10 protein-coding genes are annotated in these 13,160 nt (G+C 35.6%); all 10 read left to right on the forward strand.

All coding sequences use genetic code 11. The features are described from left to right. Positions 1–299 precede the first annotated feature (299 nt). The 10 genes from ACM26V_RS22470 (at position 300) to ACM26V_RS22515 (ending at position 13,155) form a co-directional block, all read left to right on the forward strand. Positions 300–1,337 (forward strand): DUF2804 domain-containing protein, encoded by a 1,038-nt coding sequence (locus ACM26V_RS22470; RefSeq protein WP_416149000.1) that lies wholly within the window; start codon positions 300–302, stop codon positions 1,335–1,337. A gap of 101 nt (positions 1,338–1,438) precedes the next feature. Continuing rightward, positions 1,439–2,338, forward strand: coding sequence for an AraC family transcriptional regulator (locus tag ACM26V_RS22475; RefSeq protein ID WP_416149001.1), 900 nt, complete (start codon positions 1,439–1,441; stop codon positions 2,336–2,338). A 308-nt stretch (positions 2,339–2,646) separates the two neighbouring features. After that, complete coding sequence (locus ACM26V_RS22480; protein ID WP_416149002.1) at positions 2,647–3,966, forward strand: extracellular solute-binding protein; 1,320 nt, start codon at positions 2,647–2,649, stop codon at positions 3,964–3,966. A 76-nt stretch (positions 3,967–4,042) separates the two neighbouring features. After that, positions 4,043–5,365: an ABC transporter permease subunit gene (locus tag ACM26V_RS22485; RefSeq protein ID WP_416149003.1), complete on the forward strand. Its 1,323-nt coding sequence runs from the start codon at positions 4,043–4,045 to the stop codon at positions 5,363–5,365. A 62-nt stretch (positions 5,366–5,427) separates the two neighbouring features. Continuing rightward, the gene (locus ACM26V_RS22490) at positions 5,428–6,213 is read left to right on the forward strand and encodes a sugar ABC transporter permease (RefSeq protein ID WP_416151949.1); all 786 of its coding nucleotides are present in this window, start codon (positions 5,428–5,430) and stop codon (positions 6,211–6,213) included. A 100-nt stretch (positions 6,214–6,313) separates the two neighbouring features. Then, the gene (locus ACM26V_RS22495; RefSeq protein ID WP_416151950.1) at positions 6,314–8,383 is read left to right on the forward strand and encodes a beta-galactosidase; all 2,070 of its coding nucleotides are present in this window, start codon (positions 6,314–6,316) and stop codon (positions 8,381–8,383) included. 133 nt (positions 8,384–8,516) lie between these two features. Further along, positions 8,517–10,289, forward strand: coding sequence for a methyl-accepting chemotaxis protein (locus ACM26V_RS22500; RefSeq protein ID WP_416149004.1), 1,773 nt, complete (start codon positions 8,517–8,519; stop codon positions 10,287–10,289). Positions 10,290–10,461: 172 nt separating this feature from the next. Then, positions 10,462–10,971, forward strand: a complete 510-nt coding sequence (locus ACM26V_RS22505; protein ID WP_416149005.1) for a CBO0543 family protein — start codon at positions 10,462–10,464, stop codon at positions 10,969–10,971. Between the two features lie 30 nt (positions 10,972–11,001). Next, positions 11,002–11,559: a hypothetical protein gene (locus ACM26V_RS22510; RefSeq protein WP_416149006.1), complete on the forward strand. Its 558-nt coding sequence runs from the start codon at positions 11,002–11,004 to the stop codon at positions 11,557–11,559. A gap of 102 nt (positions 11,560–11,661) precedes the next feature. Next, complete coding sequence (locus ACM26V_RS22515) at positions 11,662–13,155, forward strand: spore germination protein (RefSeq protein ID WP_416149007.1); 1,494 nt, start codon at positions 11,662–11,664, stop codon at positions 13,153–13,155. The last annotated feature ends 5 nt before the right edge of the window (positions 13,156–13,160 follow it).

Consider the following 13,160-nt stretch of genomic DNA (forward strand, 5'->3'; position numbering starts at 1 on the left):
TATGAAACGTATACTATCTCTTTTCCCGATTATTCCTTGCTTATTCATGTGTTATATTTATATGGAGCAATGGATACATCGAAGGCTCAATCTATAGTTTAACCTACCAAGGATTTCACCAAAAGGAAAGAAATCTTTTCTTAGGTAAGTTTGAGTGGTACCTGACTTAAACAAATCAGAACTTTGAAATGATTTATTTCTTCACCGATTCAAGTATAATAATAACATGATTATTTAATATAGAGAAAAATAGATCATCTGTGTTTCAGTTTATATCCAAAATAATTTAGCGAGAGGGAATGGTGAGGACATTGACTTTACTTTCAAGTGAACGTGAAATTACGTCTCCAGTAATGCTTTGTGATCAGAAAGGTAAATTAAACCGGGACAGCATAGGTTGGTCGAGAAAACCGATTGTTACGAGTAATTTAACAAGACATTTTTTGCGGAAGAAAAAATGGAACTATTGGTGTGTATTTGGTCAGGATGCTATGTTTTCTGCTACAGTTAGTCATTTAGATTATGCATTAGTTTGTTTTGTCTATTACTTGGAATATGAGACGAATGATTATTTCGAGAAGACAATCATTGTCCCTCTAAAAGGTGGCGATATTATGCCAGACACAGTATCTGGCAGCGTGGAAGTTATCCATAAAGACAATGGTTTATTCTTTATTTACGATGGACAAAGTATACATTTGAAAGTAAGCTCAAAAGATTTTGGTGGAAAATCATTGAAAGCTGACATCAAAATTTATTGTCCTGATACGTTAGAGTCGTTAAATGTTGTCGTTCCTTGGAGCAATGATAAATTTCAATACACATCAAAACAACAATGTTTACCCGCGGAGGGAGAATTTTCAGTCGGGGAAAAGTCATTTACGTTTAATAAGGCAAACGATTCCGCAGTCTTAGATTTCGGCCGTGGAGATTGGCCAAGAAGGATAAGTTGGAATTGGGGAATGGCATCTGGAAAGCAAGGGAAAGACATGATTGGCTTAAATTTTGGTGGTAAATGGACAGATGGTACAGGCATAACAGAAAATGGTCTTCTTATTAATGATAAGCTTACGAAAATTCATGAACCAGTTGATTTTATATATGATGACGATCAACTAATGGACAATTGGAGAATAAATTCAAAAGACACTGACGATATTCGATTAGAATTCACGCCATTTTTCAAAAGGAGTTCGACAACGAATTTGTGGCTCGTAAAATCACAAATGTTTCAATTATTTGGTTATTATTCAGGTGAAATAAAAACGCACCAAGGAGAGAAAGTTAAAATTAGCAAGCTTATCGGATCAATAGAAGATCATGTAGCTAAATGGTAGGCTGTAGCTGCAACTTACCACTTAAATAGATAATTAGTCACCATTATATATTTTAGTTACAAAAAATATAGTGTAAAAGTTTCAGAAAAAGGTGTAAATACATGGGAACAATGATACTATTGTATTATGTTGCCGACGAATGTACTAGCTTTCTAAAAGGTGGTGGATTGATGTACTTAAAAAAATTAAGACATACGTTTGTTACTGTAGAAGACGTTCTACCTTTATTTGTTGAAAGTGTTGGGTTTAATCCTCAAGAACAAGATTTTATAAGACCTGAGGGGTATCCTTACTATCATTGGCTCCAAACTGTTGAAGGACAAGGTCGGTTTGTGTTTAATGGCCAGGAGTACATACTATCAGAAGGTAGAGGAATTCTCTTAAAGCCATATACCCCACACTCTTATTTTGTGAAAGGGAAATGGTCAACGGTGTATGTGACATTTGGTGGCGCTTCTGTTGTAAATATTTTAGATTCGTTAAAGTTAAATTTTTCTACTCTATACACAGATATGGACCAAGAGCTGTTTATAAAAATAATAATGGAAATGATAAAGATAATCGAGGAGGGTTCAGAATTTTCTAAATTAGAATTGTCAAATTCATTATATACATTTTTAATTAACTTACGAAAATACGGAAAAATAAATAATCAACCATCATTATCTCATTTTTTTGATAAAATTCGGCCAATTGTAGAATGGTTAGAAACAGTATACGCTGAAGATATCGGCCTACAAGATATGGCTGACCATTTAAATGTAAGTTCTCAGTATTTGAACAGACTATTTCAAGATACATTTAGTGTAAGTCCATATTCCTTTTTGATTCAACTTCGAATTCGGAAGGCAAAAGAAATTTTAGTGCGCAATCCTGAAATACCGTTAAAAAATATTGCCTTTCTCGTTGGATTTAATGATGTTAGTAATTTTGTTGCAACATATAAAAAGCTAGAAGGAATAACTCCTAAAAAGTATCGGAATTTACTTGTGAAAAAATAAGGAATTGATTTGGACTTTTTTATACTTGTAGTATAAAATCCAATCGGTTTCTAAATAATAAGCTCATGATTACTTATCCAAACTACTGTTATTATGTGGATTGAATATAAAAAAATGCAATAAGATTTATTTATAAACTCATAAATAACTACTTTTGATACGGGTTATCAGTGTAATCTGAGTAGATAATTAAGATATTTTAAACAAGTTTCATTTTTTTATAAAAATGAAGAATATATTCATACAAATCGTAAAAGAGATCGGTTACAATAATATTGTATTCTTATATTAGAGAGGGGTTAAAAATTATGAAGAAATCATTACTTGTATTGATGATGTTGTTACTAGCTGTAACTGTTGCACTTGTTGGGTGTGGGCCTGATAACAACGACAACGAACCAGGAGGAAATAATCAGGTAGATGAAAATACTACCAATGAAGGTGCAAACAATGAAACAAATGAAAATGCAGGTGATGCTGAAGAAGCAACTCCTGAAAAACCTGAATCAATAGAAATTTGGGCTAATGATGAAGAATTTCAATATGCCGCTATTGAACACTTAGTTGAAGAATTTGAAGCAGAACACGGTATTGATGTTACGGTTACTCCAGTTCAGATGGCTGACCAAGATGAAGCTTTTGAATTAGATGGACCAAGTGGCATCGGCCCTGACCTTCTTTTTCAACCACATGACCGTTTAGGAAACCTTACAGCTCAAAATCTTTTAGCTCCAATGGAAATTGATGAGGCTGAATTCGCAAATTATACAGAAGATGCAGTAAATGCCTTTACACTTGATGGTGAAATTTACGGAGCACCATTAGTAATGGAAAACACAGCTTTATATTATAACAAATCAATTATTGAAGAAATTCCAGCTACAATGGAAGAATTGTATGACTTATCAGAAGAGTTAACAGACGTTGGAAACGATGAGTACGGTTTCCTCTTTGAAGCATTAAATTTCTATCATGTTTATCCTTGGATGGGTGGACACGGTGGCTATGTATTTAATCAAGATGCAGAAGGTAACTATGATCCAGAAGATATTGGATTAGCAAATGAAGGTTCTGTAGAAGCATATGCTGAAGTTCAATCATTATTTGATCGAGGCCTTCTTCCGAGAAGTATTACGGAAGATGTATTAAATGGTTTATTTACAGAAGGTAATGTTGGGGCCGTTTTATCTGGACCTTGGTACTTAGCATCTTTCACTGAAGCACTTGGTGATGATTTAGGTGTTGCACCACTTCCAACATTATCGAATGGAGAAGATCCAACGCCATTTGCAGGTGTTAAGGGTTGGCTACTATCTGATTACTCTGAAAATAAATATTGGGCTTCTCAGTTAGCGTTACACTTGACGTCAGCTGATTCTCAATCATATTATTTTGCTGAAACTGGTGAAATACCAGCTCGACCAGACTCAGATGTAGATAATCCATTAGCAGAAGGATTCTTAGAGCAATCTCAAACAGCTACACCAATGCCAAATATTCCAGAGATGGGACAAGTTTGGGACCCAATGGAAGACTCCCTAGAATTTAACGCTGATGGAGAGGATCCACAAGAGGTTCTTGAAGAAGCTGTTGAAGACATTATTGTTAATATTGAATTAATGCAGTAATTAATAAGATGAAAATAGGATAAGGGAGGCTAATTGCCTCCCTATTCTTATTCTATCGTGTTTAGGGGGTACTTAAATGGGTGAGAAACATCAAGAAGAAACAAATAATACAGAGGGAAATCATCGCTTTTCTAAGCATAATCCGAAATTAGCCTTAATTTTGTCAATTATCCCTGGACTTGGCCAGTTTTATAACCGCCGGAAGATGAAAGGTTCGATTTTCCTTGTCTTAACAATTGCATTTATCGTTGTCCTTGGAGACTTCATTGATATGGGGTTATGGGGAATCTTTACGCTTGGAACTCAAACGATAAGAGATAATTCACTTGTGTTAATTATTCAGGGGCTTGTTTCGATTATTTTTGTTTTGTTTGCGTTAGTCTTTTATTTCATTAATTTAAGAGACGCATATAAAGATGCACAGAAATTAAAAGTCGGTTTTGAAGTTCCATCACTAAGAGAAGCTTTCCATAATGCCTATGATAAAACATTCCCCTACTTTTTAGTGGGACCTGGTTTAATATTGGTGATATTTTCTATTATATTACCGCTTGGATTTATGCTTTCTCTCGCTTTTGTAAATTATTCGTTACGAAACACGCCACCGACAAATTTGTTGGATTGGGTTGGATTCGATAATTTTGTAGCATTAGCTACGACACCAATTTTTCAAAACACATTTATAAGTGTGTTTAGTTGGACAATCATATGGACGTTAGTTGCGACAACTTTACAAATTGCATTAGGGTTATTTATGGCTATATTAGTAAATGACAAACGTATTAAAATAAAACGAACTCTAAGAACAATGCTTATATTACCATGGGCAGTGCCAGGATTTGTTTCGATATTAATCTTTGCAGCGATGTTTAATGACGGGTTTGGTGCGATTAATCGCGATATAATGGAGCCATTTTTTAGTGTAAGTATCCCTTGGATGACAGATGTCTTCTGGACTAGGATAGCGCTATTAACAATCCAAGTATGGTTAGGATTCCCATTTGTTTTTGCATTATTTACAGGAGTTCTCCAAAGTATTTCAGACGATTGGTATGAGGCAGCAGATGTGGATGGAGCGAATCGTTGGCAAAAATTCAAAGCAATTACATTTCCGCACGTGATGTTCGCGACTGCACCATTAATGATTATGCAATATACACACAATTTCAATAACTTTAATATTATTTACTTATTTAATGAAGGTGGACCAGCAGTTCGTGGACAAAATGCAGGTGGAACGGATATTTTAATTTCATGGGTGTACAGCCTGACGTTCCAACAGCAAAATTACAGTATTGCTGCAGCGATCTCGATGATTATCGGTCTTATCATTGCAGTATTCGCATTTTTCCAATTCCGCCGTACACGATCATTTAAAGAGGAGGGGAAAGTATATTGAGCCTAAATCAAAAGACAAAAAGTAAACTAGAAGTCATCGGTATTTACCTCATCTTTGCAGTGATGTTTGTTATTATCGCTTATCCTCTCCTTTGGGCAGTAGGAATGTCGTTAAATCCAGGGAGAAGCATGTTCTCTGCTAGTATGATTCCAGATAACTGGAGTTTGGAGCATTATAAATGGCTATTTTTTGATGATCCACGTGGTCGTTATGTGATGTGGTATAGAAACAGCCTAATTGTTGCGGGCGCTACTTCCTTCTTCTCAGTAGTCATAGCGGCGTTAACAGCTTACGCCTTCTCTCGCTACAGATTCGTTGGGAGACAAAATGGGATTTTTATTCTGTTAGTACTACAAATGTTCCCAATCCTTATGGCAATGGTTGCTTTGTATTTGTTACTTAGCTTAGTAGGACTATTGAATACATTAACAGGTTTAATCATTATTTATGTTGGTGCAAGTGTGCCAATGATGACGTTCTTAGTAAAAGGATATTTCGACACTGTTCCAAAAGAACTTGATGAAGCAGCAAAAATTGATGGAGCAGGTCATTTTCGAATTTTTTGGCAGATTATGCTTCCATTAGCGAAGCCGATTCTAGCTGTCGTCGCTTTATTCCAGTTTATGACACCGTTTATGGACTTTTTGTTACCGCGAATTGTTTTGCGAAGTGAAGAAAAGTTTACATTAGCATTGGGATTATTCAACTTTGTAAGTAATGAATTTGATAATAACTTCACTCGGTTTGCTGCTGGAGCGATTTTAGTAGCAATTCCAATAGCGCTAGTATTTTTATTCTTACAACGTTACCTGATTGCTGGATTAACTGCAGGAGGAACGAAAGGATAATTAGCGTTCAATAGCATATTGATTGATTTTAAATAACAGATAGCAATTTCCGAGGACTATAATGAGTTTTACTAATTGCATCGTAGAAAAAGGTGATTACATGTGTGAAAAATTTCCTGCCATAAATAGTAGGATTCCGACGTTGTTACATGGGGCTGACTATAACCCTGAGCAATGGCTAAAATATCCAGGTGTTTTTGAAGAAGATATTCGGCTGATGAAACTTGCTAAATGTAATGTTATGTCAGTAGGAATATTTTCTTGGGTCTCATTGGAACCGGAAGAAGGTAAGTTTGAGTTTGATTGGTTAGATCATGTGCTTGATACACTTGTAGAAAATGGGATTTATGTTTTTCTTGCCACGCCAAGTGGTGCACGTCCAGCATGGTTATCCCAAAAGTATCCTGAAGTATTAATTACAGGGGCAAATAGGGTTCAGAACCTACATGGAGAGCGTCATAATCATTGCTACTCATCTCCTGTTTATCGTGAAAAAGTGAGTATTATTAATTCGAAACTTGCAGAACGATACGGGCATCATCCAGCAGTAATTGGCTGGCACATTTCAAATGAATTTAACGGTGGGTATTGTCATTGCGATTACTGCCAAGAAAATTTTAGAGAGTGGTTAAAAAATCGATATAATTCTCTCGAAAAATTAAATGACGCGTGGTGGACATCGTTTTGGAGCCATACCCTTACAGATTGGTCACAAGTTGAATCACCAGCACCACATGGGGAAAAATCAGTACATGGCTTAAATTTAGACTGGAAACGATTCATAACCGATCTTACGATAGATTTTATTCGCAATGAGGTTGCACCTCTGCGAAAGGTAAATCCTGAAATTCCAATAACGACAAATTTCATGGACGGTTTTGAACCGTTAGACTATTTTAAATTTGCAAATGAATTAGATATTATATCTTGGGATTCATATCCGCAGTGGCATCGTTCAGAAGATGAGAGCGAACAAGACATTGCAGTATGGATATCATTTAATCACGATTTGATGCGTTCTATTAAAGGTGGAAAACCATTTATGCTAATGGAAAGCACACCGAGTCTAACTAATTGGCAGGACGTAAGTAAGCTAAAAAAACCAGGCATGCATTTGCTGTCGTCTTTACAAGCAGTTGCACACGGATCAGATACGGTTCAATATTTTCAATGGAGGAAGAGTCGTGGATCTAGTGAAAAGTTCCACGGAGCAGTGGTCGACCATGTTGGACATGAACATACAAGAGTATTCCGTGACGTGACAGATGTTGGACAAAGCTTGGAGGATCTTTCTGAAATCACAGGTACTAGTGTCAAACCTGAGGTGGCGATTGTCTTTGACTGGGAAAATCGTTGGGCGATAAAGGATTCACAAGGGCCACGTAATGTTGGTATTCACTATGAAAAGACGGTGGCAAGCCATTACAAGCCGTTTTGGGAACGTGGTGTCTCTGTAGACATTATCGATATGGATTGCGATTTCTCTAAGTATAAGGTAATTGTTGCACCGATGTTATATATGGTGAAGCCTGGAGCTGGGGAAAGACTTGAGAAATTTGTAGAAGATGGCGGAACACTTATTACGACATATTGGTCAGGTATCGTTAATGAAAATGATCTTACTTTCCTAGGTGGCTTTCCTGGACCTTTAAGAAAGACATTGGGCATTTGGTCTGAGGAAATTGATGCTCTACATGATGGACAGACGAATAGCATTGTGATGGCGGATAGAAACAACCTAGGCTTAAATGGTTCATATGAGGCAACGGAATTATGTGATCTCATTCATACTGAGGGAGCAGAGGTTCTTGCAACTTACGGGAAAGATTTTTACGCTGGTCGACCAGCGTTGACTGTAAATGAGTTAGGAAAAGGAAAAGCATATTATGTGGCTTCACGTAATATGGAATCATTTAACAGTGATTTTTTTGATAAAATTATTGAGGTTTCCGGAATAAAACCAGTTATCGATACGAAGCTTCCAGCTGGTGTTACAGCGCAACTACGCACAGATGGCAACTACGATTATGTGTTTATCATGAACTTTAGTTCAGAAGAGCAAACTGTTCATCTTGATAAGCAAAATTATACAAGTATGCTCGATGAGCTTATTGCAAATAAAGTTACCCTTCCACTTTACGGAATATCTGTATTGAAGCGAAAAAGATAAAATTATTGGGTTACCTCTCTCTTGGTAATTACCTAGGGGGAGACCTATTCATATTTATTAATAATAAAGGCGTAACCCTCGGACATTGTAATTTGTTTGAGGGTAACGTTATATTTTAAAAGGGGGTATTTTGATGGGGTTCAAAAGGCGTGGTGGAAAGAAGTTCAATTCTGCAATATTAAAGAAAATGAAAACAGTGAACTTTATTAAGTGGTTGCCTGAAAAAATAAAGTGGGAAGGTCGTTTAACACAAAAACTAACATTGCTGATGGTATTAATATTTATTGTTAGCGCAATTTCGAGTGTTTATATTTACTCCTCAAATCAACAAGTAACCAACAATAGCCTTGATTTAGAAGGTGCAGCCGAGATTGAACAAAAGTATACACTTTTGTTATCTGATGCGAAGCAGATTGGATTACTTCAACTCCAATTAGCCTCATCTGGGTACGATGATGATCAAATTGAATTGCTTGAGCAGTCATTAATAGATTATGAGCAAAATTACGAAGAGATTAGCGAGATTATTGAAGGTGATGAGACATTAGAGCACTTATTTTCTCATTTTGGCAACGCATTTAGTACATATGAAGATCTATATGAATCTTACTTTCAATCAAGATTTGAGCATGATGAGATGGAAAGAATCAGATCAAGAATTTCGCCACACATTGTTCGTACAGAGGATAATATTAACTCTGTAGATGATCGTATTAATGAGAATCTAGCAACCGCTAAGGACGAATCACGTACAGCATTACATGAATCGATAACGAGAACGTCTTTTGTTACCCTCTTAGTGAGTTTGATAATGATTGTGCTTCCATTAATATTCCTTTTCCTGTTTGGTAAAAATATATCTAGTGGAGTAAATTTATTAATGAGCAGAATTAATGCTTATAAAGATGGTAATTTAAACTATGAACAAAACAGTAACCGTCGTGATGAATTCAATGAAATTGATCTAGCGTTGGCTGAATTAGGAAAATCTCTACATGAAGTACTTGAGTCAAATGAGTACGCTGGGAATAATGTGATGCACGTAGCCGAACGAACATCAAAGGCATCTAAGGAACAATTGGAAGGAATGGAGCTCCTCCAGGCTTCTATTGGTGATTTCACTACTGAAATTGAGAAACAAGCTGATTTCACTAATGCGATTTCATCTGCAACACAACAAGTTTCAGCAAGTTCTGAGGAGATGGGGTCATCGATAGAAACAATGACGACGCAAATGGGCGAAGTAGATAATTCATCTGAACAAGGTGTATTATTAATGAAGGAATTACAAGTTACTATGAATGGTTTAAGTGAAAACGCTACAAATGCAGCTAATAAAGTCTCTGAGATGGAGAAACAACTAAATGAAATTAACACATTTATTGAAGGGATTGACAATATCGCTTCACAGACAAACTTATTAGCACTTAATGCCTCTATAGAAGCTGCAAGAGCTGGAAAAGCAGGGAAAAGTTTTGCTGTTGTTGCGAGTGAAATTAGAAAATTGTCGACTGAAACAAATCAATTTTCAACGAGTACAAAGGATGTATTGAAAGATTTAGGTGAGGAAACCATGAATGTAGTAGAAGCATTTGATGGATTTCTAAAGCAAAGTCGTGATTCGGTTGAAAAAACGAATGTCGCATCGAATAATTTCGAGGATATTTCAGCAAAAAACAGTCAACTCTCGATTGGACATAACGAAATGGGTGCTGTTATTGATGAAATTAATCGAGCAATGGAAGAAGTAGTTGATTCAGTCGCAGAACTTGTGGAGGGGGCAAATACAATAAAACAAAACAATGATGTAAGTAAAGATATCATTGAAAAACAAGCATTAAGACAGAAAGAATTAGATGAATTGACAAATTCATTATATGATACAGCGAAAGCACTAAAAAAATGATAGAAATAAAAAAAGACACGCACTTATTGTTTTGACAATAAGGCATGTCTTTTTTTATTTTCTATTGAGCTGTCCGTTTATGAAATTGGTCAAATATGCCTCTCATAAAAATTGTAATTATCGAAGACAATACTAGGAAATAGTGCTCGTAATTCTGATTGGAGTGGGATACGTGATTGATAAAAAAAAGCAAAGAAATCTACTTAGAACTATGGCAATTATAAGCATAGGGTCACTGCCGTTTTTGCTAAGAAAACCTCCAATAAAAGATTGGCTATTCGTCTTTTTCTTAGATGGATTGAGTAATGGGTTTATCGATCAAATTCTTGTTCAGAAGAATTATCTAAAATACCCAATACGGACTTTGCCGAAGTTTTTCAAGCATCATATCGTGTTTGATTACCTAATATACCCCATATTTACAATTATTTATAATCAAATAACAATTAAAGATAACCGATTTATAGCTTTCTTGAAACTGTTTATAATTATCATTCCTTTAACGGCGATCGAATTTATTGCTGAGAGAAAAACTAACCTAATTAAATGGGGAAGAAAATGGACAGTTTATCACACTTTTGTTTGGGTGATGTTTAAATCGTCTTTTACTCGAATTATTATAGCGGTTGTGAGGAAAATCAGTGAAAGACAGCATAGGAAAATGTCAGAGGGAAAGCAATAAAGAAATTTTAAAAGGAAGTAGGTGTAAAACATGCACATATTGTCTGGGTTAGCTTTAATAATGCTAAATACATATTATAAAACGTGGCGTCGAATTAGAGATGTATGGCCTGGAATTGTTTATGTAGTTTTTTTTAATGGTCTGTTTTATGTCTTAACGAAAAATATGAATCCATCGCCATGGGTTTTCAATTCAAAGCAGATGAGCCCGAAGACATTGAAAGTTTATCACTTGCTCGTAATTATGCCATTGTTGCTATTGCTTTTTTTATCGAATAGTCCGCGATCATTATCCAAACAAATATCTTACATATTGAAATGGACAGTTGGATCATCGTTAATTGAAGCGATTGGTAATAAACTACATGCGATATCTTTTTTTCGTAAATGGACAATTGGCTGGTCTGCCTTGATATATGTAAGCATGTACACTTTTTCCTTATTAATTTTAGTTAAACCTGTGTTAACGATGTCCTTGTCTATTATGTCTACATTTTTTTTCGTAAAACAATTTAATGTTCCTATCGCTAGTCTGAAGTCTTTTCTACTGTCAATCATAGCTACGATTAGATCGAGTTTTTATTACTAGCTTTAATATTCACGAAGGAGGGACTGCTAAACAAAAGAAAAACAGATAGAATATATTAAAATGTGAAAATTGGAACAATAACTAAGTGATGGAGTGTAAAAGATGAGTATGTTTGATTTCTTGAAAACCAAGCAGATGACCAACTCAAATAAAGAAGACAAAAAAGCGAGAGTACAGAACCCCCACCAAGACAAACAACTATCATTTCAACATGTTGTCAATAACTTTGACGATTGTACTGATTTTGATAAACGCACTTTTGCCTCAAATAATGGGTACGCACTTTTCTTCACAAGTATGTTAGATAATGAAGAATTTGAACGTGATGTTGTAAACTCTTTTAATAAATTTAACGATACAGAGTTATCCGAATATTTAGCGCAAGATCACATTGAGCAAATTACAACAAATAAACAAATGATATTAGGAATTGTTGCAGGATCTGTTGGGATTTATCATGAAGGGTATGGCTATCTCATAGAGGTATTTGGTCCTGAGGCACGTGCAATTACCGAGTCTCAAACGGAAACAGTGATTACAGGTCCGCATGACGGGTTTGTTGAATCTTCAGCGAAAAATATCTCATTAATTCGTAAACGAGTGAGAAGTTCTCATTTGAAATGTATAAAGTCACTTGTGGGGGAAGTTTCAAAGTCGGAAGTTTATATTATGTTTATAAAAGAAATTGCTGATGAAAAGATAGTTAATGAAATGAAAAGAAGAATTGAAAATATTGAAACAGATAGTATATTTGAAGCGAATTCTTTTGTTCAGTTTGTAGAAGATTCACCTAATTCGGTTTTCCCTCAATTTCAGACGACAGAAAGACCAGATGTTGCTTGCTCAAAACTTTTAGCAGGAAAATTAGTAATTGCGGTTGATAGCAGTCCGTCAGTCATATGTGCACCTAGTACGTTCGTTGAATTTTTTCAATCTCCAGATGATTATTATAATCGGTGGATTATCGGAACAGGAATCCGCCTTCTTCGTTTTGTTTCATTTGCAATTACAATTCTGTTTACAGCCCTATATGTATCAGCGACAACGTTTCATTATGAAATTATCCCTGACCAACTTTTGATCCCACTTGCAGAATCAAGAAAGGCTGTCCCCTTTCCACCTATTTTTGAAGCCTTACTAATGGAGTTTACGATTGAATTACTCAGAGAAGCAGGGGCACGCTTGCCGACAAAGGTAGGACAGACAATTGGTATTGTCGGTGGAATCGTAATTGGACAAGCAGCAGTTGCAGCTGGATTTACGAGTGATATTTTGATTATTGCTGTTGCAACGTCAGCAATTGCGTCTTTCGTCATACCTAGTTATATCATGAGTGGATCAATTAGACTTATCCGGTTTGGACTGATTATTCTTGCTGGTCTTTTAGGGAATATTGGTATTGTAGTAGGTATTGCGGTGGTGTCATTTCATTTAGCAAGCCTTACATCATTAAATCGACCTTACCTTTTTCCTATATCCCCCTTCCATGTTAAAGGTTTTAAAGATGTCTTTATACGATCTCCTTTTTGGCTAATGACAAAAAGGCCAAATCAAGTCGATGTGAAAAATGTGACTCGATCAAAAGCTAAAGAGTAAAAAGA

Source organism: Salipaludibacillus sp. HK11 (assembly GCF_047795645.1).
Taxonomy (GTDB): Bacteria; Bacillota; Bacilli; order Bacillales; family Salisediminibacteriaceae; genus Salipaludibacillus.